This is a genomic window from Acinetobacter sp. C26M (assembly GCF_023702675.1).
Lineage (GTDB): Bacteria > Pseudomonadota > Gammaproteobacteria > Pseudomonadales > Moraxellaceae > Acinetobacter.
On sequence record NZ_CP098478.1, the window covers coordinates 1,361,962 to 1,386,870 of the forward strand.

Sequence of the window (24,909 nt, forward strand, 5' to 3'; positions counted from 1 at the left end):
CCTTCGATAAAATTAATTTTGTTCAAACTCAAGCGGTAAAAAAGCATATTCCTCATGATAAACAATATCGCCACGACGTACAGGAATAGCTTTGTTAAAAATTGGTCCATCAATCACAGTGGTGTGGAATTCTCCACCTTCACCACATGGGTCAATGCCACGATTTTCTAATTCTTGGATATAGTCTAGGGTTAAAATTTTACCCAGATCCTCAGCTTGCATACCAAGCTTTAGGTTGACTGTCACAATGACACTTTTGAATCCCAGATTAATAAATTCTTCGACCACTTCACGGTGGGGGCGTAACCAAAGTGGCATGCCCAATTTTAGTCCCACTTGCTGAGTCACTTGATCATGCCAACAGCCATGTTCAGGCATATCTAGATCACCTGTTACCAGTACTTCAGCACCTTGTAGTTTGGCTTGATTGAGTAGCGCAATAAACTTTGTTTCATAATCAGCCCAACTCGATGACGTCATATACACAGGTAAACCAATTGAATCTGCTTGTGCACGGATAATATCCAGCGGCATCGCGTGTGACCGAGAACGTTGACCCTGTTCTTCCAGCATCACAATCAGCCCGATCACAGTACCTGTCTGCATAGCATGGTATAAGGCGAGGGAACTGTCTTTGCCACCACTAAAAGAGACGATTGATCGCCTTTGATCCGCATTGGTTTTCCATTGGTCTTGCATGGTGTTATTCAACTTATTCATGATAAAAAGATTTTAACAAACCCTATAAAAAAGCCTGCATAAATGCAGGCTTTGTTCTGAGCAAGACAAGCTTATTTTTTTGGCGCTTGTTGCTGCTGTTGAGCAGCTTTCATTGCTTCTTCAGTTAGCTTTTCAAGCTTAGTTACAAGCGGTGCACCTAGGCAAGCTTGTAAGTCTTTATTTTGCTGTTGTACAAAACCTAAAGAACTTGGGCTTTTCTTCGCGTTGATTGCGCTCTGGATTTCCCATTTTTGCGCTTCAGTTACTTTACCTTGTGCATCAATTTGGCATCCACAGAACTTACTTACTTCTGCCGCTGTTAATTTGCCGCCTTTCGCAGTTTGGTCTTTACATACATTGACCAACGCTGCTTTTACATTGGTACTTTTATACGCAGTTTGTAATGGATTATCAGCTGCGTGAGTTGCTGTTGCAAATAATGCAGCAGCTGACATCATTGTAGAAAGAATAAGATTTGATTTAGAAAACTTCATATAATGTACCTAATTTTTTACCCTATATCGGTTATTCAGCGTAACGCGTTGGATCCGCAATACCTGCTTCGATAAAACCTTGTTGACGTAAACGACAGCTGTCGCATTTGCCACATGCACGTCCTTGAGCATCTGCCTGATAGCAGGATACCGTTTGACTATAGTCTACGCCATGTTCAATACCTAAGCGTATAATATTCGCTTTGGATAAATGTAACAGAGGTGTTTCAATTTTAAGGGGTTTTCCTTCAACGCCAGCTTTTGTTGCAAGACGAGCCAAATTGGCAAAAGCGTCAATAAATTCAGGACGACAGTCTGGATACCCTGAATAATCAACAGCATTGACTCCAATGACAATGGCTTCAGCGTCAAAAACTTCTGCTGCTGCAAGGGCATAAGACAAGAAAATTGTGTTACGTGCTGGAACATAAGTTACAGGAATGCCTTCTTGTAATTGTTCTGGGACTTCAATGTTATGATCTGTAAGCGCTGAACCGCCTAAATTGCCTAAATCAATATTAATGACACGATGTTCAACACCTGCACGTTGTGCAAGCGCCTTTGCTGCATCAAGCTCAGTCGTCGAACGTTGACCGTACATAAAACTTAAAGCAATACATTCATAGTTTGCTTGTGCCCAGGCAAGACACGTTGTTGAGTCTAAGCCACCAGACAATAATACGATGGCACGAGAACGCATATTATTTTCCATGATTCAACCTAAAAATAAATTTGAAAAAGCCGATCGATGTTGCAGAACGGTCTTTGTGAGCTTTTTAACGACCAGATTCATCATTCCATAACAGCTTATGTAACTGTAGTTGGAAACGAACAGGGAGATGGTCTTCTAAAATCCATTGAGCTAAGTCACGCGCCAAAGCAGGCAGGGCGACAGCACCTTTTTCAATTGCAAAAGCAGGTGAGAACCATACAGTACTCACTTTATCTTGCAACTGGAATTGTTCAAGTTGTTGTTTAGACCACTCATAATCCGCACGATTACAAATCACAAATTTAATCTGATCATGGGGTGTTAAATAGTCAAGATTACTGTATAGATTTCGATGATCTTCTTTAGAGGTCGGTGTTTTTAAATCAAGCACTTTAGAAACACGTGGGTCGACTTTAGACACATCTAAGGCGCCACTGGTTTCTAGGGAAACTTCAAACCCGAGGTCACACAGACGCTGTAATAAAATCAGGCAATTTGGCTGAGCAAGCGGCTCGCCGCCAGTGACACAAATATAGGGGGTTTTATGCTGACTTGCAGTTTCGATAATGTGTTCAAGCGATAAACGCTCACCGCCTTCAAAAGAGTAGGTGGTATCGCAATAACTACAGCGTAAAGGGCAACCTGTTAAACGAATAAAAACAGTCGGTAGACCAAACGTATTCGCTTCGCCTTGCAAAGAGTAAAAGATCTCCGTGATGCGCAAACCAGCCGCAGGATCAGAGACAGGAATTGCAGAAGAACGTAAGGAAGCCATAAACAGTTACCACAAACAGGTGCTACACAAGCAGCATGCTACATAAAAAACAAAATCTCTACGACCATGACTGATCGTAGAGACAGGGAACGATCAAGTTCCGCAATAAATATTAGAAATTAGTCAGCGCGTAATAAATCGTTTAGGCTAGTTTTTGCACGTGTTTTTGCATCAACTTTTTTCACGATGATAGCAGCGTAAAGGCTATAAGTACCGCATTTAGATGGAAGGCTACCCGCAACAACCACAGAACCTGCTGGAACGCGACCGTAGTGAACTTCACCAGTTTCACGATCAAAGATCTTAGTTGATTGACCAATGAAAACACCCATTGAGATTACAGAACCTTCTTCAACAATCACGCCTTCAACGATTTCAGAACGTGCACCGATGAAGCAGTTATCTTCAATAATCGTCGGGTTTGCTTGTAATGGCTCTAAAACACCACCGATCCCAACACCACCAGATAAGTGAACATTTTTGCCGATTTGTGCACATGAACCTACAGTTGCCCATGTATCAACCATTGTACCTTCATCTACATAGGCACCAATGTTGACATATGAAGGCATTAAAATCACATTCTTCGCTTGGAAACTACCACGACGAGCTACAGCTGGCGGTACAACACGTACACCCGCAGCTTTGAATTGTTCTTCAGTCCAACTTGCGTATTTAGTATCTACTTTGTCATAGAAACGAAGATCACAAGCTTCGATTGGCTTGTTGTCATTGAGTTTGAATGAAAGTAAAACTGCCTTTTTTAACCATTGGTGAACAACCCATTCACCATCGATTTTTTCCGCAACACGAAGTGTGCCGTTGTCTAAAGCAGTCAATGCTTCTTCTACAGCTTGGCGAATTTCTGTTGGGCAGTCCGTTGCGCTATAGTTGGCACGGTCTTCAAATGCTTGCTCAATGATTGTAGAAAGCTGAGACATGATCTTCGTTCTTCCAAAAAAATTTTCAAGATTTTACACTAATTTTCGGTAAGAATCTTTGAAAAAAGTAGTTACAATATATTGTTTTAAATTTGCGCAACAAAACTGTAATAAAAATGGAGTTCATTGTTTTTTATCTATAATTTGCAAATACATAATTCATTCGAATTTGTATCAAAAAATAACAAAAAGTAATCAGTTTCTGTATAAAAAGTTAGCGATCATTCTTTTATGCTTATTCCACAAGCAACAATTATATATTTATTTAAATAAAAGCGTTTTGTGAGGAGACTTCAATGAAAGCTTTGCGTGTTATGTTAGCAGCAGGTGCTTTAACAGCGATTGCAGGTACTGCATTTGCAGCAGATGAGCAAGTTGTGAAGGAATCAGTTTATGCATTCCCTTCATACTTAGATCCAGTTTCAGTTCGTGCTGAAGTAGGTACAACAGGCTATGGTGGTGCTATTTCATATAAAGTCAATCCATATGTAGGCTTGTCATTGGGTTACAATGGTGGCGATATCTCTTGGTCAGATGACATCAAAGTAAATGGCTCAACTTATGATGTAGACATGGACAATAAAACTGCATATTTAAATGCTGAAGTGCGTCCATGGGGAACAAGTGAAAGCGTATTTGCTAAATCTCTATATGTAGCAGCTGGTGTGGCTTATTTAGATAATGATTATGATTTAACTCGTAATGTAAGTGCAACTCGTGCTTTCCGCGTGAATAATCAAGACTTCTTGGCGAATGCTGGTGGCGTTAAAATCGATGGTAAGATGGAGTATAAAAATGACATCGCACCATATGTAGGCTTTGGTTTTGCACCAAAAATTTACAAAAATATCGGTCTTTTTGGTGAAGTAGGTGCATATTACACTGGTAATCCAAAGGTTACTTTGACATCTACAGGTACAGCAACGACTACGGGTAGTCAGTCTTTAACTGAAGCTGTTAATGCTGAAGCTCATAAAATTGCGAATGACGACAAATATCAATGGTTGCCAGTTGGTAAAGTGGGTGTAAGCTTTAATTTCTAAGCCGCGCATTTGACATAAAAAAACGAGCTCAATGCTCGTTTTTTTATGCTCTTTAATAAGTAAAACAAAAGGCTCATATGAGCCTTTTGTTTTTAGATGATTTATTCTTCAGGGTAAGCCACTTTTTTCAGTGCTTTAATGTCGGTCTCTGGTGAGCAGAGCGAAATAAACTCATAACCATAGCCACGGAGAAGGTGTCCTTTGCGTACCGCAATCCATGTGGTATTCACACCAAACACATCAGTTTTAATTTGTTGCAAACGGTAGTCACGTTCAGCATCATAAGCGACATCATTGACAATCCCAACGCCCATATTCAGTTCAACATAGGTTTTGATGACATCGGCATCGAGTGCCGACATTACAATATCGGCATGCAATTGTGCATCTTCAAATGCCTTGTCAATTTTCGAACGTCCAGTAAAACCACCATGATAAGTAATCAACGGATATTCAGCTAAGACGTCCAAGCTGATTTTATCTAGTTTCGCTAGAGGGTGATCTTTCGGTGTAATGATGCTGTGGTGCCATTCATAATAAGGTACGCTTGCCAAATTATCTTCTGTTGTTAATGACTCGGTTGCAATACCAATATCTGCTTCACCTTGAAGTAGCATTTCTGCAATCTCAACAGGGCTCGCTTGTTGTAATACCAAATGTACTTTTGGAAATAACTTTTTAAACTGATTCACAATTGGTGGCAGTACATAACGAGCCTGAGTATGCGTAGTCGCGATAGTCAGTGTACCTTCATCCACTTTATTAAAATCATCGGCTAGACGTTTAATATTGTCAGCATCGACTAGCATGCGTTCTACAATACTTAATAATGATTGACCGGGTTCGGTGAGGCCTAATAAGCGTTTACCTTTACGTACAAATAGCTGTACGCCTAATTCATCTTCTAAATCTTTAATGTGTTTACTGACACCAGATTGGGAGGTATAAAGTGCCGCAGATGCTTCGGTTAAATTAAAGTTTTGGCGAACAGTTTCTCGAATAATTCTGAGTTGTTGGAAGTTCATAAAAGTTTTTCCTCATAAGAGGATGGGGTGTGTTTTTACCCCATCAATATTATTTTAAGCAACTTGCGTTGTTTGATCTGCGAATAAATGAAGTTGAGCTGCACTGATCCAAACGGTTTGATTTGGTTTGAATTGATGTAAGTTCGCTTCTTCTACACTTAATAAAATTTCGATAGTACGTCCACTACGATCTTGTAATTCCGCCACAACTCTGCCTGCAATCCACACCTCACGTAAGAACGTTGCCTCAATGGTATTGGCTTGAGGTTGGGTATGAATATGTAATTCATTTGGTCGTGCAAATGCAATGACTTTCCCTTGTGGCGCATCTAGTAGAGTCGGTAGCTGAATACGGTCATCGCCGATACGGATAATACCGTCAGTATGCTCACCTTCAAAACGATTTGCTTGACCAAGGAAATCAAAAACAAACGGGGTTGCTGGTTTTTCATACACTTCACGTGGTGAACCGATTTGCTCGACATCACCTTTGTTCATGACGATGATCTGGTCAGCCACTTCTAATGCTTCTTCTTGGTCATGGGTTACAAAAATTGAAGTGATATGTAGCTCATCATGTAAGGTACGTAACCAGCGGCGTAATTCTTTACGAACTTTGGCATCAAGTGCACCAAAAGGCTCATCTAAGAGTAAAACACGTGGCTCAACGGCTAAGGCACGTGCCAATGCAATACGTTGACGCTGACCACCAGAAAGTTGAGCAGGGTAACGGTCTGCCAAGAAGCCGAGTTGTACCAAATCCAGTAAGCGCGTTACACGTTTTTTGATTTCAGCTTCTGAAGGGCGTGTTGCACGAGGGCGAACGCGTAAACCAAAGGCAATATTGTCAAAAACAGTCATGTGGCGGAACAGGGCATAGTGTTGAAACACGAAACCAACCTGACGCTCACGTACATGGATGTCCGTTGCATCTTCACCTTCAAGTAAAACCTGACCACCATCTGCAGATTCTAAGCCTGCGATAATACGTAATAAGGTAGTTTTTCCGCAGCCTGAAGGACCAAGTAGGGCAACCAATTCACCTTCAGGAAAGTCTAACGAAATATTTTTGAGCGCATGGAATGCACCAAAGTGTTTTTCAATATTTTTAACTTGAATACTCATGTGTTCATTCCTTAGTGATTTGGTTGATGTTCATTTGCTTGGTCTTGGCGTACTTCAAGCCAAGTTTTCAAAATCAATGTAATGATCGCTAAAAATGCCAGTAATGAAGACACAGCAAATGCAGCACTAAAGGTATATTCGTTATAAAGAATCTCGACGTGTAACGGTAAGGTGTTGGTTTGACCGCGAATATGTCCTGAAACGACAGAAACGGCACCAAACTCACCCATTGCACGGGCATTACATAGAATCACGCCGTAAATCAAACCCCATTTGATATTTGGTAGGGTTACTTTCCAGAAGGTTTGCCAACCTGAAGCACCAAGTACAATCGCTGCTTCTTCTTCCTCAGTCCCTTGCGCTTCCATTAATGGAATTAGTTCACGAGCAACAAAAGGAACAGTAATAAAAATCGTGGCTAATACAATCGCAGGCACGGCATACAAGATTTTGATGTCATGATCCATTAACCAACTGCCCATCCAGCCCTGTGTACCAAAAATCAGAACCAACATTAAACCTGCAATGACTGGTGATACCGAAAAAGGCATATCAATAATGGTGGTTAAGATCGCTTTACCACGGAACTGGAACTTTGCCACCGCCCATGCTGCTGCAACACCAAACATCACATTAATTGGCACTGCAATCGCGGCAGTGAGTAAGGTCAGTTTCACAGCAGATAAAGTATCTGAATCGGTTAAAGCATTGATATAAACGGTCAAACCTTGTTTAAATGCTTCAACAAAAACCAAAATCAGCGGTAGGATTAAACAGCTCAGGAAAAAGATCAGAGCAACACCAATCAAGGTATAACGGACCCAAGTGGGTTCTCGGGTTGCATCTCTGGCTTGTAATTTAAGCGCTAAAGCATTGCCATTGGTATTTAGACTCATTGTGCAACTCTCCCTGTACGACGGCTAGCCCATGCTTGCACCAAGTTAATTAAAAATAAGATGCCGAAAGAGAGGACGAGCATAACCACAGCGATGGTGGTTGCACCTGCATAATCATATTCTTCTAAACGCGAGATAATCATTAACGGTGCAATTTCTGTTTTATAAGGTTGATTACCTGCAATGAAAATAACAGAGCCATACTCGCCAACACCGCGTGCAAAAGCTAAGGCAAAACCTGTCAGCAAGGCAGGGAATAAAATTGGTAAAATGATTTTGATAATGGTTTGCCAGCGATTGGCGCCTAGGGCAGAAGCAGCTTCTTCCAACTCGGTTTCAATATCACTGAGTACTGGTTGTACGGTACGAACCACGAATGGTAGACCAATGAAGATTAAAGCAAGTGTGATACCAATCGGGGTATAGGCTACTTCAATTCCAAGTGGAGAAAGATATTGCCCGATCCAACCTGTTGGAGCATATAAAGAAGTTAATGCAATACCTGCAACAGCAGTGGGTAATGCAAAAGGCAAGTCTACTAAAGCATCTACAATACGTTTGCCAGGGAAGGTATAACGAACCAGGCACCAAGCCAATAACAGACCAAAAATAACATTAACTAAAGCTGCAATCAGTGCGGCACTAAAGCTAAGCTGTAAGGATTTTAAGATTCGTTCTGAAGTTAAGATTTCCCATAAGCCATCCCATCCAATCCCAAAAGATTTGATAAATACAGCAGATAAAGGAATAAGCACAATCAAAGACACGTAAGCGAGGGTGAAGCCTAATGAGAGACCAAACCCAGGCAGCACTCGGGAACGCTGCGACATGATATTTCCTCAAAGAGAAATGTTTGCTAAAACAAGCAAATAAATAATGCGAATACTAGAATTACGGAAAGCTGGGGCTAGGCAAATTTCAAATTAAAATTTGCCTGACTCATTCGGGCAACCAGCTGAGTCTTTTTTTCAGGCAGCAGGTAGTTCAGGATCTCTGGAAAAGGACCAAATCCAGAAGCAACATTGATATGACCAACTGGACCTAAATTGATTGGTGTTAATTTCCATGCTTGTGCGAGTTGTAATGCATCGACATAACCTAACCAAGGGTCATTTTCACTAATCAATAATGTGGTTGGCACTTCAATTTTGAGCTGTTGAAAATACTGCTTATAGTCAGTCAGGCTATGGCGTGCAAAGCCTGCTTCGCCAAACCGTGCTGGGTTCGCAGGTGCAACCAAAATCAGATTTTTAACTTTTGCTCTAAGTTCTGGATGTTCAGCAAGTGCCGCAACACTGGTTAAGCAGCCAAAGCTATGTGCAACGATTTGAACAGGCGCTGGAGCTGCAACAACAGTTTTAACAAATTGAGCAACCCATTCACTCAACACAGGGCGATCCCAATGTTGCTGTTGAACGCGAGAGCTAGACACGAGTTGCTGTTGTAACCAAGATTGCCAATGCTGCGCTTCGCTACCACCTACACCTGGAACAATTACGGTATGAATCATGTCTATTCTCCTTATCCCCTTAGAATCCCTCCTAATCTCCCTTTAAGAAAGGGAGGAGTAACACGAATTTAGTAACTAAACTAAAATCTGTGTAATTCCCCTCTTTCAAAAGAGGTGAGCTGCGTTTATAGCAGCGCAAGGGAGATTTTTATTTGCCTGTGTTGTTGAGCTTGACGATTTGATCAAACACACCACCATTATCAAAGTGCGTTTTTTGCACTTTGGTCCAACCACCAAACTCTTGATCAATCGTCACTAATTTAAGTGGTTTAAATACGTTACTGTATTTCTTTAACACCGCTGCATTACGAGGACGGTAGAAGTTACGTGCAGCAATTTCTTGTCCTGCTGGTGAATACAGATAGTTCAAGTAACCACGAGCAATTTGTAGATTGCCTTTTTTCTCAGCATTCTTTTCAACGACAGCAACTGGTGGTTCTGCAAGAATCGAAAGAGAAGGTGTGACGATTTCGAATTTGCCTGGTTGCTCACGTACCGCTAGGTAGGCTTCATTTTCCCAAGCCAGTAAGACGTCACCAATACCCCGTTCAGCAAAGGTTGTGGTTGCACCACGGGCACCTGAATCAAGTACTTTGGTTTGTTTATAAATTTGACGAACAAATTCTTGAGCTTTAGCGTCGTTACCACCTTTTTGATGTTTCGCCCATGCCCAAGCACCTAAGTAGTTCCAACGTGCACCACCAGATGTTTTTGGATTTGGTGTGATGATTTCTACACCTGGCTTAACGAGGTCACCCCAATCTTTGATTTGTTTTGGGTTGCCTTTACGAACAAGGAATACAATTGTTGAGGTATATGGCGTAGAGTTGTTCGGTAGTTTCTTTTGCCAGTCTACTGGAAGTAGTTTTGCATTTTCCGCAATCTCATCGATATCTGCTGCAAGCGCAAGTGTGACTACATCTGCATTTAAGCCATCAATCACGGCACGGGCTTGTTTACCTGAACCACCGTGTGATTGTTTAAAGTCGATGTCCTGACCTGTACGCTGTTTCCAGAACGTACCAAATTGTTTATTGAAATCTGTATAAAGTTCACGCGTTGGGTCATAAGAAACGTTTAAGAATTCTTGCGCCGCGAATGAAGAAACTGAGAGTAATGCGGCAATGACGCCGACTTTAACTTGAGAAAAACGCATGGAAAACCCCTTAAAAACTAAATCACTGTTTGGAATATGTACGCAGCATAACGCCAGTTTTTTTGCAAAAAAAATAATTAAAATCGAATTTGTTATGAAAAAAATAGAAATAGATAAAACAGATAAGCTTTGCTGAATTATTGATATATAAGCGATTTTTAATTTTAGGTTTTAATTGTTATACTTATTTAAAATCAATGGTTTATTGGTTTTTGTAGTGCTGGCTTATAAAGTGGAAAGGTATCTAGATTATGCATTGTTATAAAAATGGGCAATTTGTTGACTCCATCCCTTTACTAGACCGAGCTTTTCATTATGGTGATGGCTGCTTTACCACAGCACGTATTTTTCACGGAATTTTTGAACTAAAAGAACTTCACTTTGCACGTTTAAAATTAGCATGTCAGTCCTTGCAGTTGGATGCAGATTTATCCTGTGTAGAAAAGTCACTTGTACAATTAAAGCAGCAATATTCAAATCTCAATGGCACATTAAAAGTTGTGATTAGCCGTGGTGAAGGCGATCGCGGTTATAGTCTTCCCTTACATGCCGCTGATGTGTATGTCTGGTATTACCCAAGAGTGACACAGGCTTTTCAGCCTGAATGGATTGAAAGTGGTATGTTAAATCATGCTTTGGGTTTGAATATGCCTCATTTAGTGGGGTTGAAAACCCTGAACAGGTTAGAACAGGTCTTACTAAAACAAGAAGCTGATCAGCGTGGTTGGTTAGAAGCTCTCGTTAGTGATGTACAAGGCTATATTGTTGAAGGGGTGAGCAGTAATTGTTTTATTCGTATAAATGATCGGTGGATTACGCCTGAACTTCGTTATAATGGCGTCCACGGTGTGATGAGAGCCAAAATCTTATCGAGAATGCAGCAATATCAGATTGAATGTGAGCAGCGGTGTATCGATATGAATGAGATTGGTCATATCCAAAGTTTATTTTTTTGCAATGCGTTACATCCAATGAAAGCGGTTGTTCGATTTAATGATCGAGCCTTAGCGCAGCAACCCTATCTTGATTTATTTGAAACTTTAAAACTTAGCCAGATTGATTAATATGCCAAAGCCGCCAAATTCCAGCAAAAGTAAGAAAAAGCCCAAAGCGAAACCGAAATCTAGATTTTCTTTTTTTAAAGCCTTATTGATTGCCATCGTTATTTTTGTATTGGCGATCTTTGGAATTGTATGGTCTAGTTTATTTAAAAATTACCCTGTAGACAGTAAAAAACAGCTTTTGGTGATTTCTTCTGGTGATACCTATTCACGCTTTATTGATCGTTTAGCCAAAGAAAATAAGGTGAATTTTCCAATAGTTTTAAAGCTGTATCAGAAGTTTATGATTCATGACACTATGAAAGCGGGTGTTTATGAAATTACAGAAGGCATGAGTATTCGTCAGGTGATGGATATGTTGTCTGATGCGGATAATGCGCAGATGAACCGTATTCTAGTCATTGAGGGAACAACTTTTTCACAATTGATTCAAAGTCTAAGAAAAGACCCGAATGTCACCAATACCTTACTTGATCTTCCGCACAGTGAATTATTAAAGCAATTAAATATCTCATATACGCATCCAGAAGGTCTATTTGCGCCTGATACTTATTTTTTCGCCAAAGGTGAAACGGATAAAAAAATCTTAACGGATTTGTATCGCCGTCAAATGAAATCCTTGGATGACGCTTGGGCCAAGAAAGCACCGAACTTACCGTATAAAGATAAGTATGAAGCCTTGATCATGGCTTCAATTATTGAGAAAGAAACTAGCCTTGATAGCGAGTTAGAACAAGTTTCGGGTGTATTTGTTCGTCGTTTGAAAATAGGGATGCGCTTACAAACAGATCCAACGGTGATTTATGGCATGGGTGACAACTACAAAGGCAATATCACCCGTAATGACTTGCGTACGCCAACGGCCTATAACACCTATACCATCAATGGTTTACCGCCAACACCAATTGCTTTACCAAGTAAAAAAGCGATTGAAGCAGCGATGCATCCAGATGATGCCAAAAATATTTACTTCGTTGCCACGGGCAATGGTGGGCATAAATTTACCGCGTCTTTAGAAGACCATAATCGTGCAGTGCAAGAATATTTAACTGTGCTACGTTCAAAGAAAAAGCAGGGCGAATAATGTTTATCAGTTTTGAAGGGACGGAAGGTGTTGGTAAGACGACACTGATTCGTAAAATTCATCAGTACTTTGAACAGCAAGGTAAAGAAGTGGTGTTGACCCGTGAACCGGGTGGAACACCATTGGCTGAGCAGATTCGCTCCTTATTATTAGCAGTGAATCATGAAGAGCAAATGAGTCATGATACCGAGTTGTTATTGATTTATGCAGCACGTGCACAGCATTTACAACAAGTGATTTTACCTGCATTAGCGGCAGGTAAAATTGTGCTGAGTGATCGTTTTACCGATGCCAGCTTTGCTTATCAGTGTTCTGGACGTGGTTTAAGTCAGGAAAAGTTGCAACTGTTAAATCAAACCTTTGTGGCGAAAATGCCGAATATTACCTTTTGGTTAGATGCACCGATTGAATTGGGTATGACCCGTGCGCGAGAGCGTGGTGCATTGGATCGTTTTGAGCAAGAGAAATTAAGTTTCTTTACTAAGGTGAGTGCAGGTTATGAGACCTTGTGGCAAGCAGAGCCTGAACGGATCAAGCGCTTAGATGCAACACAGAATGCGGATGTGGTGTTTGAAGATGCTTTGCAATATTTGAGATAGGCCAGTTCTAATGAATAAAGATCATGATAGCGATCATCTAGATAAGGCAATTGATGCGATATCTAGTCATACTGAACTCGCGATTTTTATTAAGAAATTACGTCAGAACCTTATAGATGATCCAAACAATTGGGAGAATATTAATTTGTCTGATTTTCTTGATGCTTTAGCTTCATGGACTGAAGATATGGAGGGATATTATAAAAATATCGATCAGAGTAACCGTTTGGATAAACTTGATTGGAAAGTTTTTGCAGAAATGCTGATGGCTGCTCGAATTTATGAATAATTTTTAGGGTTAAAGATATATAGATAAACATCTTTAACCCTAATTTCATTACTCATTCACCAACGGTTGTTCTACCTTGAAATTTGGTGGTGTTAACACTGTCTTACGAATCTCATGTGAGAGTTCTGGATAATCCAGCGTGTAATGCAAACCCCGTGATTCCTTCCGCTCCATCGCACAACGTACAATCATTTCCGAAACTAGAACCAGGTTACGCAATTCAATCAGATTCTTGCTGACGCGGTAATCCTGATAATACTCAGTGATTTCACGCTTTAGCATTTCAATACGGTGCAAGGCACGCTGTAAACGTTTGGTGGTGCGAACAATACCCACATAGTTCCACATGGTGGAACGAAGCTCATCCCAGTTTTGTAGGATCACTACATCTTCATCGGCATCGGTGACTTGCGTTTCATCCCATGCTGGAACATCTGGGAATTGAAACTCAGAATCAAATTTCTGTTCGATGTCTTCTGCTGCGCTCATGCCATAAACGAAACATTCAAGTAGTGAGTTACTCGCCATACGGTTAGCACCATGCAAACCTGTATATGAGGTTTCACCAATGGCATATAAGCCATCTAAATCAGTTTGGCTATGCTCATTGACCACCACACCGCCACAGGTGTAATGCGCTGCTGGAACCACAGGAATCATATCTTTGGTGATATCAATACCGAGTTCAAGCAAACGTGCATACAGTGTAGGGAAGTGTTCAGTAATAAATTCTGGCGATTTATGGGTGATGTCTAACCAAACATGACGAATCCCTAAACGTTTGATTTCATGGTCAATGGTACGCGCCACAATATCACGTGGTGCAAGTTCAGCACGTTCATCAAAACGCAGCATGAAACGTTCGCCATCTGGTAGGCGCAAATAAGCACCTTCACCACGCATCGCTTCGGTAATTAAGAAAGAACGCGCTTTCGGATGATATAAACAGGTCGGATGGAATTGGTTAAATTCCATATTTGCTACGCGACAACCTGCACGATAGGCCATGGCAATTCCATCACCAGTCGCAATATCAGGATTGGAGGTATAGAGATAAGCTTTCATTGCACCGCCACAGGCAAGTGCGGTGAATGGCGCTAGGAAAGTATGAACCTGTTCATTAGCTTCATCTAAAGCATATAGACCGATTGAACGGTTGGCTTGGTTTTGATGCCCAAGCTTGTGTAGCGTAATCAGATCAATCGCAATATAATTTTCAAAAATCGTAATATTTTTTCGTTCTTTCGCACGTTCAACCAATGTAGTTGAAATAGCTTTGCCTGTTGCATCGGCAGAGTGAATGATACGACGTTGTGAATGACCACCTTCACGGGTAAGGTGTAATTGTTCATCATCATCTAGCGTAAATTGCACGCCTTGTTTGAGTAGGAAATCAACGGAAGGTTTACCACCTTCGACGGTATGTTTTACGGCATCCAACTCACAAAGATGACCACCTGCAATCATAGTGTCATTAATATGTTGTTGAATAGAATCTGTCTCGTCTAATACTGCAGCAACACCGCCTTGAGCATAGAAGGTACTGGCTTCTGTCAGCGCAGCCTTAGCTAAAATTGCAATGTTGTAATGACTTGGTAAAGAGAGTGCAAGACTTAAACCTGCACCGCCACTGCCCACAATAATCACATCAAAATGGTGAATTGTTTTTAAATCAGGCATGTCAATCTGCTTCAGTTTTAAACGTTCGCTAATGACACCGCTTTTTTGTCAAAAAGGCAAGGGCTAATCTGCCTGAAATTGAGTGAATTTTTAGCGAATGCCATTTATTCGCTTATTATTTTTGTCTGATCTGTACGAATGAGAAAATGATTACGTTTCAGTACATTGTTTTAATCTATCGTTAAGCTGTTCAGGATAAAACCATTTCTATCAAGTAAGTTATGGCGTATTTCTCCACAGTTTATTCACATTTCATCATTCTAGATCGTTGTATGCATTGAAAATATAAACATATTTTTACGAAAAGAATGATAGGGGTGTGCTAGAAATATAGACCTAAATTTCATTTTAATTATCAGTATGTAGGTTCTTGCTTCATGAAAAGTCGCTATTTACAACAAGGAATGTATGCTGCGGTATTTACGATAGCAGCGTCTCAAGTCAATGCTGCTGCGCCAGTAGATTTTTCAAACCTCGTTGAGCAGGTCAGTCCTGCTGTTGTGAGTGTCAATGTTGTAAAGAAAATGACTCAGGAAGAGTTGTTGCAACAACAAGTCCCTGAAATTTTAAGACGTTTTTTTGGTAATCAAGTGATTATCCCGCAACAGCAGGGCCCGCAAGAAAAAACTGCATTCGGAAGTGCATTCTTTATCGGCAAAGATGGTTATTTGCTTACCAACCGACATGTGATTGCAGATGCGTCACGTATCAGTATCACGCTGAATGATCGTCGTGAGCTTGATGCGACGCTTGTGGGAAGTGACGAACGTACCGATATCGCTTTGCTAAAAGTGACTGGCAATAATTTCCCAGAGTTGAAAGTAGGTGATGTGAATCAACTTCGCGTTGGTGAGCCTGTGCTCGCGATTGGTTCGCCATTTGGCTTTGACTACTCGGCTTCTGCAGGGATCGTCAGTGCAAAATCACGAAATATGAGTGGGGAAACTTCGGTTCCATTTATTCAAACTGATGCAGCTTTAAACCCTGGGAACTCTGGCGGTCCATTGTTTAACCAGCGTGGTGAAGTGGTCGGTGTTAACTCACGTATCTTTAGTGGTACGGGAGGTTATATGGGCTTATCATTCTCGATCCCAATTGATGTGGCGATGGATGTCGTACAACAATTGAAGACGACTGGTAAAGTAACCCGTTCTTATCTTGGTATTAAGATGCAAGATATTGATCGTAACTTGGCAGAAGCCTATAAATTGCCGAAACCAGAAGGTTCGTTGATTACTCAAGTAGAGCCAAAGTCTCCAGCTGACAAAGCAGGTCTCAAATCAGGTGATGTGATTTTAAAAGCCAATGGTGCTCCAATTCTGCGTACCAGCGATTTACTTTATTCACTCAACCGAATCGCACCAAACCAAACAGTTCAACTGGAAATCCTTCGTGATGATAAAACACGTATGATTTCTGCAACTCTGGGTACTGCACCAGATGATACGGCCGCTGATGCCGAGAAGAATAACCCAACCAGTGGTTTAGGTATGAGCATTCGTGACTTAACCGCAGCTGAACAAGCACGTTTGGAAGTTCGTGGTGGTATTTTGATTCAAGATGTGAAGCGTGGTGGTACAGCATCTTTATCTAATTTGGTTGCAGGTGATGTGATTGTACAAGTGAATGGTACAGCAATTACCAACAGTCAAATGTTTGCAAAAACTGTTTCTGCTTTGCCAAAAAATAGCGTTGCGCGTGTAACAATTATCCGTCAAGGTCAGCGTGCAATTCTTGGATTACGTTTACCTTAATGATGGAATGAAGGTTATGTTGCTAAAACCACTCTAGAATTAGGGTGGTTTTTGTTTTGAAATCCTGTTGTGTTTAGACTAGTGTAGCTAGCGAAACGTTGGTCGTGATGAAATACGCAAAATTATGAGTACAATTTTTGATTTAAAAATACAAGTCCAGCCTAAGCATATCGATGTATTGGGGCATGTGAACAATGTAATGTATATCCAATGGATGCAAGATGTTGCTTCAGCACATATCGAGACATTGGGTTTAGGTTTGGCTCAATATTTAGAACTCAAACATGCAATGGTCGCAGTAGAACATCATGTTCAATATCGCAAGGCTGCACTGGAAGGTGAAGAAGTCATCTTAAGGACATGGTTAGATGATATTAATGCACTTTACTCGTTTCGTCAGTACGCCTTCTATAGACCTAAAGATCAGAGCATTTTATTTGTTGGTAATACCAAATGGGCATGTATTGAAATTGATTCAGGGCGTCCAAAACGTATGTCACCAAGTTTTACTCAAGCGTATCAGCCAATTGCAGCTGATTTAGATCCGATGGATTTCTCTATTTCATATGACGCAGTTTAATTGGTTTAAATATAGATAAATTGTTCGGTTGTTCATATCAAAGCGTTTATTATTTTGAATACTTTGAAAGCCTGTTCTGTTATAATCGCGGGCAATTTTATTAAACCATTTGGCTCACTACTTTTTAAAAGTATAGAGCGTTCTATTTTGTTAAGGTAACCCATGGCGCAAGCTAAAAAATCCGTAGATATCAAAAATATACGCAATTTCTCGATTATTGCTCATATTGACCATGGTAAGTCGACTTTGGCTGACCGTTTCATTCAAATGTGTGGCGGTTTACAAGATCGTGAGATGCAAGCTCAAGTATTAGACTCTATGGAGCTTGAGCGTGAGCGTGGGATTACCATTAAAGCTGCCTCGGTAACGTTGTATTACACGCACCCAAATGGTCAAGAATACCAATTAAACTTCATTGATACCCCAGGACACGTCGACTTCTCTTATGAAGTTTCTCGTTCTTTGGCGGCATGTGAAGGTGCGTTGTTGGTGGTTGATGCTGCTCAAGGTGTTGAAGCACAGTCAGTTGCAAACTGTTATACCGCGATTGAGCAGGGCTTAGAAGTTTTACCAATCCTCAACAAGATTGATTTACCTCAAGCTGAGCCTGAGCGTGTAATCCACGAAATTGAAGAAATTATCGGGATTGAAGCGACAGATGCACCAACCTGTTCAGCAAAAACTGGCCTAGGTGTTGAAGGTGTTCTAGAGCGCTTGGTTGATGTGATTCCTGCGCCAGAAGGTGATCGTGATGCACCGTTACAAGCATTAATTATCGACTCATGGTTCGATAACTACCTTGGTGTTGTATCGCTTGTTCGTATTAAACAAGGTCGCATCCGCAAGGGCGACAAGATGTTGGTGAAATCAACGGGACAAACGCATCCTGTGACTTCTGTCGGTGTGTTCAATCCAAAGCATACCGAAACTGACATCCTTGAAGCAGGTGAAGTTGGCTTTGTAATTGCAGGGATTAAAGACATTTTTGGTGCGCCAGTCGGTGATACCATTACGCTTTCAAACACACCTGATGTTGCGACTTTACCGGGTTTTAAAAAGGTTAAACCACAAGTTTATGCAGGTCTGTTCCCGATTGATTCAAGTGACTTTGAACCATTCCGTGAAGCATTGCAAAAATTACAGATCAATGACTCTGCTTTATTCTTCGAACCTGAGAGTTCAGATGCTTTAGGCTTTGGTTTCCGTTGTGGCTTCTTGGGAATGCTGCACATGGAGATCGTACAAGAGCGTTTAGAGCGTGAATACGATCTTGATCTGATCAGCTCTGCACCGACTGTTATTTACGAAGCGTTAACCAAGAAAGGCGATATCATTTATATCGACAGCCCGTCAAAAATGCCAGATGGCTCGACGGTTGAAGATCTACGAGAACCGATTGCTGAATGTCATATCCTCGTGCCGCAAGAATATTTGGGTAACGTGATGACTTTGTGTATCGAGCGTCGTGGTATTCAAAAAGATATGAAATTCTTGGGTAATCAAGTTTCAATTACTTTTGAAATTCCAATGGCAGAAGTGGTCATGGATTTCTTTGATAAATTAAAATCATGCTCGCGTGGCTTTGCTTCACTTGATTATAACTTCGTTCGTTTCGAGAGTTCAGCTCTGGTTAAGGTTGATGTTTTAATTAATAGCGAAAAGGTTGATGCCTTAGCAATGATCTGCCACCGTCAAGATGCTCGCCATCGCGGTATTGCATTGGTTGAGAAAATGAAAGATCTCATTCCTCGTCAAATGTATGATGTTGCGATTCAAGCCGCGATTGGTGCGCAAATTATTGCGCGTTCTACTGTAAAAGCAATGCGCAAAAACGTATTGGCAAAATGTTATGGTGGTGACGTTTCGCGTAAGAAGAAACTTCTTGCGAAGCAGAAAGAAGGTAAGAAGCGCATGAAGCAAGTGGGAAGTGTTGAGATCCCGCAAGAAGCATTCTTAGCCGTATTGAAAGTTGATAGATAAAGAATGATGAGGCTGGGGAAACGTTTGTTTTACCCAGTCAAAATACGAGCAGTTACACTGCAAGAGAGGGTTTGTGGATTTTGATTTTAACTTGATTCTGGTACCAGCAACACTGATTTTCTTTTTGGTGTGGTTACTGGATAAGTTGGTATTGAAACAGCGTGCAACACGTGGGCGTAATCAGGAAAACTTTGCTATCACATGGGCATATGATTTCTGGCCAGTGTTAGCTGTTGTACTTGTACTACGTTCTTTCTTGTATGAGCCATTTAATATTCCGTCGGACTCTATGGTACCTACCTTAGAAACGGGTGATTTTATTCTGGTGAATAAATTTGATTATGGCGTGCGTTTACCGATTGTAAATTCAAAAGTAATTAATGTTGGCGAACCGAAACGTGGCGAAGTAATTGTATTCCGCTATCCACCACAACCAACGATTAGCTATATTAAACGTGTTGTTGGTTTACCAGGTGATCATATTCAATTTAAAGATGGTGAATTGATTATCAATGGTCAGCAGATTGCAAAAGTTGCAACACAGTTTGCTCGAGCTAAAGATCAGCAAGATACGCCTACAGCACTTTATTTTAAAGAAACTTTGGGTGAGCATCAGCATTTAATCCGTTACTTAGAAGGACGCAACCCACTTGCCGAGCAATTCCAGTTTGCACAGCTAAGAGGTGCTGAAGCATTGATTCCTTTTGTTGCCAAAGAGAATGATGTATTTATTCAGAGTAATGGTAAGGATTGGGAAGTAACAGTGCCTAAGGGACAATACTTCGCAATGGGTGATAACCGTGATCAAAGTGCAGATAGTCGTTTTTGGGGCTTTGTACCTGAAGCGAATCTAACAGGTCGTGCTTTTTATGTATGGATGCATAAAGAACCTGGTTTTAATCTTCCAAGTTTCAACCGAAATGGTAAGATTGACTAATAAAAATATATAGGAAATAGACAGATGCGTAAATCTCAACAAGGGACTTCGTATATTGCAATTTTATTTGGGGTGGTTTTATTTGCAGTTGCTGTGAAAGCAGCAATTGCGATTTGGCCAGCGTACTGGGATGACAAACTGATTAATACTCAGATTGAGGGGCTATTAAAAGATAGTCCTGCAAATATTACACCGAGTAAGTTTGAATCTCAGATGGATCAACGTTTTGATATGAACGGGATTCGTGATCTACATTTTAAAGATATTGCGCAAGTGACTTATAAAGACGATCTTGTGGTGATGAAGAAGTATGAAATCCGTAAGCCTTTCATGCTGAATATCAGTTTAGTGATGACCTTTGAGAAGACTTTTGACCAAAAATCTGCAAAACAAGCTCAATGATACACGGCTGCAAGGGCGAATAGGTCACCAGTTTAAACAGTTTGAATTGTTAAAACTGGCTTTGACCCATCGCTCGGTCAGCCATAAACATAATTATGAACGCCTAGAATTTCTAGGCGATGCATTATTAGGGATGATCGTTGCAAATTATTTATACAATGCCTATCCCCTGGAAAATGAAGGTCGCTTAACACGTATGCGTGCGACGTTGGTTCGACAGGAGGCATTGGGGAAAATTGCAAATGACTTGCAATTAAGTCGGTCATTAATTTTAAGCACAGGCGAGTTAAAATCTGGTGGACATCACCGTGAATCGATTTTGGCTGATACCGTTGAAGCAATCATTGGTGCTATTTATTTAGACAGTAATGATCTCAACTTGCTAGAGCGCATTGTGTTAAAATGGTATGAACCATATCTTGATCATATCGAACCGACAGATCAACTGAAAGACCCGAAATCACGTTTGCAAGAGTATTTACAAGCACGTAAAAAACCTCTCCCAGTTTACGAGGTTGTAGATATTCAGGGTGATGCCCCGAATCAACATTTCAAAGTGGAATGTGATGTAGCGGGATTGCCAAAAATTATAGGCGAGGGCTCAAGTCGTCGTTTTGCCGAACAAACGGCAGCGGCAGAGATTTTAAAATTATTGGAGCAATAACCTGATGTCTCATTCAGAAGAAAATAAGCCAGAAGCAACTGAACAGCAAGATGGCAATAATGTAGTTGATCAATTTTTTAGTTCTCAAGGAACCACAATTCCTTCAGATTTCAAAAGCGGTTTTGTTGCAATCGTTGGCCGTCCAAACGTGGGCAAGTCAACTTTGATGAACCACATCTTGGGTCAAAAACTATCGATTACTTCACGTAAGCCACAAACCACACGTCATAAGATCGTGGGGATTGATTCACGTGAGAAATCGCAGGCTGTATTCGTAGATACCCCTGGGATGCATAAAAAAGAAGTACGCGCCATCAATAAGATGATGAACCGTGCTGCACATTCAGCATTGCGTGATGTGAATCTAGTTTTATTTGTGGTTGATGCACAAAAGTGGACTCAAAACGATGAATTGGTTTTGGAAAAACTTAAAAATGCAGATATGCCTGTGATCCTAGTGATCAATAAACTAGATACTTTTGAAAATAAAAATGAAGCTTTACCGCTGATTCGAGAGCGTGCCAAGTTAATGAATTTTGCTGAAATTGTTCCAGTTTCAGCATTGCGCGGTGCAAACCTAGATCATTTGCGTGACACGATTGAAAAATATCTGCCGTATCAACCACCTTTATATTCATTAGATCAGATAACCGATCGTTCTGAGCGTTTCCTTGCGAGTGAAATCATTCGTGAGAAAATCATGCGTCAGTTGGGTGAAGAGCTTCCGTATGATTTAACTGTTCAGATTGAATCATTTAAAACAGAAGAAGCAACTGTAAATGAAAAAACAGGTCGCTTAAAGCCACCATGTACTTATATTGATGCAACGATTTTTGTGGAGCGCCAAGGTCAAAAGGCGATTGTGATTGGTGACAAAGGTGCGAAGCTGAAAAGTATTGGTATGGATGCACGTGCAGACATGGAAAAAATGTTTGAGCAAAAAATCATGCTAACACTTTGGGTGAAAGTCAAAGGTGGTTGGTCTGATGATGAGCGTGCATTGAAAAGCTTGGGTTATAGCGATATTTAACTGTCTTGCAATATGGATAGAGGTATGAAAACAACAATCCGTGTACTCGCAATTGTGACGTGTGTTTTTATGTTGCAGGGCTGTATTCATAAGCTTGTGACTGTACCTGTGAAAGTTGCTTATAAGACCACCAAAGGTGTTGTTAAAGGAACGGCTGCGGTTGTTGGTGCAGTCATTCCTGATGGCGATGATGATGAAAAGGATGAGAAAAAGAAGGACTAGTATCGTTCTATGATGCGTAATGAAGTCCTACATGGCTATTTGATTCATCATCGTAAATATCGCGAGAAAAGCCATATTGTGCATTTATATACACAAGAATATGGTCGAGTGGATGGGATTCTAAGACAAATCCCACCACCTCAATATCAGCCAATTCGTCTACAAGCGACAGGCAAATCAGAACTTAAAAATTTCACTAAACTCGAAATTCTGAATCAACCTGTGTTTTTTCATGGGGATGCTTTTTTTGCTGGCTTTTATTTAAATGAAATTCTATTGCGCTTATGTCCATTAGAAGAAGCCATGCCGCAAACCTTTGAACAATATCAATTGATATTATTACAATTGCAACAACTCGCCTCACATGAGCAAGCGGCATTATTTCTGAGACAAATTTTACGTCAATTTGAACATGCTTTACTGCAAGAGCTGGGTTATGCAATTGACTTTTCAATTGACGCTAATCAACAAGAAGTTCAAGCACTTCAGCATTATTTGTTTCAGCTGAATGATGGTTTTTTACCAGTCACGCAAGCCTCACGTTCAACTCTTTCAGGCACGTTAATTGGCTCAATGAAAGGTTATGAAGATGGACAGGATTTTTCTCCCGAACAGTTGCAATTATTAGGTAAACTATACCGTCAAATGATTAGCTCTTTGCTGGGTGATCGACCGCTGAAAAGCCGTCAACTCTGGATTCAAAATACGCAAACTTGATCTTCTCGATGCATTAATGGTGCAAATAGAAAGATAAACAATAGGATATTTTTATGGCTGCAATCTTAGGTGTAAACATTGATCATGTTGCAACGTTAAGACAAGCACGTGGTACAACTTACCCTGATCCAGTTCAGGCTGCTTTGGTCTGTGAACAAGCGGGTGCAGAGGGGATTACTTTGCATTTGCGTGAAGATCGCCGCCATATACAAGATGATGATGTGCGTCGTATGCGTCCATTGTTGAAAACACGAATGAATTTGGAATTGGCGGTAACTGATGAAATGGTTGCGTTTGCTAAAGAGGTTCAACCTCAGCATGTTTGTTTTGTACCTGAGCGTCGTCAAGAAGTGACCACGGAAGGTGGATTGGATGTGGTTGGGCATTTTGAAAAAGTCAAAGCTGCTACTGAAGCGCTGAAAGCAATTGGCAGTGATGTATCTCTGTTTATTGATGCAGATTTAGCCCAAATTGATGCAGCGGTGGCGTGTGGTGCACCAACGATTGAGATTCATACAGGTGCATATGCTGATGCTGAAACTGATGCGCAACAGCAAGCTGAATTAGCCCGTATTATCAAAGGTGCTGAATATGCCGCGGCAAAAGGTTTGGTTGTGAACGCTGGGCATGGTTTGAATCTAGATAATGTTGCAGCGATTGCAGCAATTCCACAAATTCATGAATTAAACATCGGGCATTCAATTATTGCCGATAGCGTATTCGTGGGTTTGGCTCAAGCAGTAACAGATATGAAAGCAGCAATTCAGGCTGCTGCGAGATAAGTTGATGAGTAGCGTAAATTATGATGAGTTAATGCAACCTGTAATCGAGTTTTTAGGTTGTACGACTCCTCAGGCATGGTTGGATGAAGCTATTAATAATCTGGACATCTTAATGCAAGATCATGCCAACTGTGAGAAAAAAGCGGCGAGTACCGCCATGAACTTAATGTTTCGCTATAGTTTCTTTACGGACCTACAAGTGAAATTGGCGCAATTGGTACGTGAAGAAATGCTGCATTATGAGCAGGTTTTGGAGTTCATGAACAAACGCGGCCAAGAGTGGAAGGGTTTGAGTGCAGGGCGCTATGCAGGTGGATTACGTAAAGAAATCCGTACCTATGAGCCTGAGGCTCTGATTGATGTGATGATTATTGGTGCATTTGTCGAAGCACGCTCGTGTGAACGTTTTTATGCGCTAGCACCGATTGTAGACGATGAGCTGGGGCGTTACTACCGCTACTTGCTTAAGTCTGAATCTCGTCATTTTGAGGACTATCTGGCTTTAGCGTTGGATGTTGCAAAAACAGCGAAACTCAAAGATCCAGAAGAAACTATCCAGCAACGCATTGAGCATATTCGTGAAGTGGAAAAAAATCTGATCTTAAGTCCAGATGATACGTTTCGCTTTCATAGTGGTGTGCCAGCAAAAGTTACTGCGTAATTGAGATTGCTTTTCATAAAAAGACTTCTATATTTTAGAGGTCTTTTTTATTAGGTTCGGTTTTGGCAAC

28 protein-coding genes are annotated in these 24,909 nt (G+C 40.8%); 16 read left to right on the plus strand and 12 right to left on the minus strand.

The features are described 5' to 3' along the window. Positions 1–12 precede the first annotated feature (12 nt). From NDN11_RS06110 to dapD, 5 genes are all read right to left on the minus strand, one after another. Positions 13–699, minus strand: a complete 687-nt coding sequence (locus tag NDN11_RS06110; protein ID WP_251111499.1) for a Dph6-related ATP pyrophosphatase — start codon at positions 697–699, stop codon at positions 13–15. Between the two features lie 92 nt (positions 700–791). Next, complete coding sequence (locus tag NDN11_RS06115; RefSeq protein WP_005292853.1) at positions 792–1,214, minus strand: hypothetical protein; 423 nt, start codon at positions 1,212–1,214, stop codon at positions 792–794. A gap of 31 nt (positions 1,215–1,245) precedes the next feature. Beyond that, positions 1,246–1,914 (minus strand): 7-cyano-7-deazaguanine synthase QueC, encoded by a 669-nt coding sequence (gene queC, locus NDN11_RS06120; RefSeq protein WP_216076270.1) that lies wholly within the window; start codon positions 1,912–1,914, stop codon positions 1,246–1,248. A 76-nt stretch (positions 1,915–1,990) separates the two neighbouring features. Continuing rightward, on the minus strand, positions 1,991–2,701 hold the full coding sequence (queE, locus tag NDN11_RS06125; RefSeq protein WP_251111091.1) for a 7-carboxy-7-deazaguanine synthase QueE: 711 nt from the start codon (positions 2,699–2,701) through the stop codon (positions 1,991–1,993). A gap of 119 nt (positions 2,702–2,820) precedes the next feature. Then, a complete protein-coding gene (gene dapD / locus NDN11_RS06130) occupies positions 2,821–3,642 on the minus strand; it encodes a 2,3,4,5-tetrahydropyridine-2,6-dicarboxylate N-succinyltransferase (protein WP_251111092.1) in 822 nt (273 codons plus the stop codon). 296 nt (positions 3,643–3,938) lie between these two features. Here dapD and carO point away from each other — a divergent pair, with 296 nt between their 5' ends. Continuing rightward, positions 3,939–4,685, plus strand: a complete 747-nt coding sequence (carO, locus tag NDN11_RS06135; RefSeq protein WP_167248254.1) for an ornithine uptake porin CarO — start codon at positions 3,939–3,941, stop codon at positions 4,683–4,685. Positions 4,686–4,786: 101 nt separating this feature from the next. Here carO and NDN11_RS06140 read toward each other — a convergent pair whose 3' ends face one another. From NDN11_RS06140 to NDN11_RS06165, 6 genes are all read right to left on the minus strand, one after another. Then, positions 4,787–5,710, minus strand: coding sequence for a CysB family HTH-type transcriptional regulator (locus tag NDN11_RS06140; RefSeq protein ID WP_167248255.1), 924 nt, complete (start codon positions 5,708–5,710; stop codon positions 4,787–4,789). A 54-nt stretch (positions 5,711–5,764) separates the two neighbouring features. After that, positions 5,765–6,835, minus strand: coding sequence for a sulfate/molybdate ABC transporter ATP-binding protein (locus NDN11_RS06145; protein ID WP_151714739.1), 1,071 nt, complete (start codon positions 6,833–6,835; stop codon positions 5,765–5,767). 11 nt (positions 6,836–6,846) lie between these two features. Continuing rightward, positions 6,847–7,731, minus strand: coding sequence for a sulfate ABC transporter permease subunit CysW (cysW, locus tag NDN11_RS06150; protein ID WP_251111093.1), 885 nt, complete (start codon positions 7,729–7,731; stop codon positions 6,847–6,849). Continuing rightward, entirely contained in the window at positions 7,728–8,561 is an 834-nt protein-coding gene (gene cysT, locus NDN11_RS06155) for a sulfate ABC transporter permease subunit CysT (protein ID WP_251111094.1), read from the minus strand. Before cysT ends, cysW begins: the two co-directional genes overlap by 4 nt. 77 nt (positions 8,562–8,638) lie before the next feature. After that, on the minus strand, positions 8,639–9,241 hold the full coding sequence (locus NDN11_RS06160) for an RBBP9/YdeN family alpha/beta hydrolase (protein ID WP_251111095.1): 603 nt from the start codon (positions 9,239–9,241) through the stop codon (positions 8,639–8,641). Between the two features lie 148 nt (positions 9,242–9,389). Then, complete coding sequence (locus NDN11_RS06165; protein ID WP_251111096.1) at positions 9,390–10,397, minus strand: sulfate ABC transporter substrate-binding protein; 1,008 nt, start codon at positions 10,395–10,397, stop codon at positions 9,390–9,392. 251 nt (positions 10,398–10,648) lie between these two features. Here NDN11_RS06165 and pabC point away from each other — a divergent pair, with 251 nt between their 5' ends. The 4 genes from pabC to NDN11_RS06185 are packed head-to-tail and all read left to right on the plus strand — an operon-like array spanning position 10,649 to position 13,430. Beyond that, positions 10,649–11,461: an aminodeoxychorismate lyase gene (gene pabC, locus NDN11_RS06170; RefSeq protein WP_251111097.1), complete on the plus strand. Its 813-nt coding sequence runs from the start codon at positions 10,649–10,651 to the stop codon at positions 11,459–11,461. A gap of 1 nt (position 11,462) precedes the next feature. Beyond that, positions 11,463–12,542: an endolytic transglycosylase MltG gene (mltG, locus tag NDN11_RS06175; RefSeq protein ID WP_251111098.1), complete on the plus strand. Its 1,080-nt coding sequence runs from the start codon at positions 11,463–11,465 to the stop codon at positions 12,540–12,542. Beyond that, entirely contained in the window at positions 12,542–13,141 is a 600-nt protein-coding gene (tmk, locus tag NDN11_RS06180) for a dTMP kinase (protein WP_251111099.1), read from the plus strand. Before mltG ends, tmk begins: the two co-directional genes overlap by 1 nt. Before the next feature lie 10 nt (positions 13,142–13,151). Beyond that, entirely contained in the window at positions 13,152–13,430 is a 279-nt protein-coding gene (locus tag NDN11_RS06185; protein ID WP_251111100.1) for a DUF7660 family protein, read from the plus strand. Between the two features lie 48 nt (positions 13,431–13,478). Here the strand turns inward: NDN11_RS06185 and nadB are convergent, their stop codons facing one another. Next, positions 13,479–15,116, minus strand: a complete 1,638-nt coding sequence (gene nadB, locus NDN11_RS06190; protein ID WP_251111500.1) for an L-aspartate oxidase — start codon at positions 15,114–15,116, stop codon at positions 13,479–13,481. Between the two features lie 371 nt (positions 15,117–15,487). On the opposite strand from nadB, the gene NDN11_RS06195 reads away from it, so the two are divergent. From NDN11_RS06195 to NDN11_RS06245, 11 genes are all read left to right on the plus strand, one after another. Continuing rightward, positions 15,488–16,864, plus strand: coding sequence for a Do family serine endopeptidase (locus NDN11_RS06195; RefSeq protein ID WP_251111101.1), 1,377 nt, complete (start codon positions 15,488–15,490; stop codon positions 16,862–16,864). Positions 16,865–16,988: 124 nt separating this feature from the next. Continuing rightward, entirely contained in the window at positions 16,989–17,444 is a 456-nt protein-coding gene (locus tag NDN11_RS06200; protein ID WP_167248266.1) for an acyl-CoA thioesterase, read from the plus strand. 162 nt (positions 17,445–17,606) lie between these two features. Beyond that, positions 17,607–19,424, plus strand: a complete 1,818-nt coding sequence (lepA, locus tag NDN11_RS06205; protein ID WP_167248267.1) for a translation elongation factor 4 — start codon at positions 17,607–17,609, stop codon at positions 19,422–19,424. A 73-nt stretch (positions 19,425–19,497) separates the two neighbouring features. Continuing rightward, positions 19,498–20,361 (plus strand): signal peptidase I, encoded by an 864-nt coding sequence (gene lepB, locus NDN11_RS06210; RefSeq protein WP_251111102.1) that lies wholly within the window; start codon positions 19,498–19,500, stop codon positions 20,359–20,361. 24 nt (positions 20,362–20,385) lie between these two features. Next, entirely contained in the window at positions 20,386–20,763 is a 378-nt protein-coding gene (locus NDN11_RS06215; protein WP_251111103.1) for a DUF4845 domain-containing protein, read from the plus strand. Next, positions 20,732–21,427 carry a ribonuclease III gene (rnc, locus tag NDN11_RS06220; RefSeq protein ID WP_167248270.1) on the plus strand — a complete coding sequence of 232 codons (696 nt, stop codon included), beginning with the start codon at positions 20,732–20,734 and terminating at the stop codon, positions 21,425–21,427. The genes NDN11_RS06215 and rnc overlap by 32 nt, the downstream gene beginning before the upstream one ends. A gap of 4 nt (positions 21,428–21,431) precedes the next feature. Next, positions 21,432–22,457: a GTPase Era gene (era, locus tag NDN11_RS06225; protein ID WP_167248271.1), complete on the plus strand. Its 1,026-nt coding sequence runs from the start codon at positions 21,432–21,434 to the stop codon at positions 22,455–22,457. 24 nt (positions 22,458–22,481) lie between these two features. Further along, positions 22,482–22,679, plus strand: coding sequence for an NF038104 family lipoprotein (locus NDN11_RS06230; RefSeq protein WP_167248272.1), 198 nt, complete (start codon positions 22,482–22,484; stop codon positions 22,677–22,679). A gap of 9 nt (positions 22,680–22,688) precedes the next feature. Beyond that, positions 22,689–23,396 carry a DNA repair protein RecO gene (gene recO, locus NDN11_RS06235; RefSeq protein WP_251111104.1) on the plus strand — a complete coding sequence of 236 codons (708 nt, stop codon included), beginning with the start codon at positions 22,689–22,691 and terminating at the stop codon, positions 23,394–23,396. Between the two features lie 53 nt (positions 23,397–23,449). Further along, positions 23,450–24,178, plus strand: a complete 729-nt coding sequence (gene pdxJ / locus NDN11_RS06240; RefSeq protein ID WP_251111105.1) for a pyridoxine 5'-phosphate synthase — start codon at positions 23,450–23,452, stop codon at positions 24,176–24,178. A gap of 4 nt (positions 24,179–24,182) precedes the next feature. Then, positions 24,183–24,839: a MiaE family protein gene (locus NDN11_RS06245; RefSeq protein ID WP_251111106.1), complete on the plus strand. Its 657-nt coding sequence runs from the start codon at positions 24,183–24,185 to the stop codon at positions 24,837–24,839. Positions 24,840–24,909: the final 70 nt, after the last annotated feature.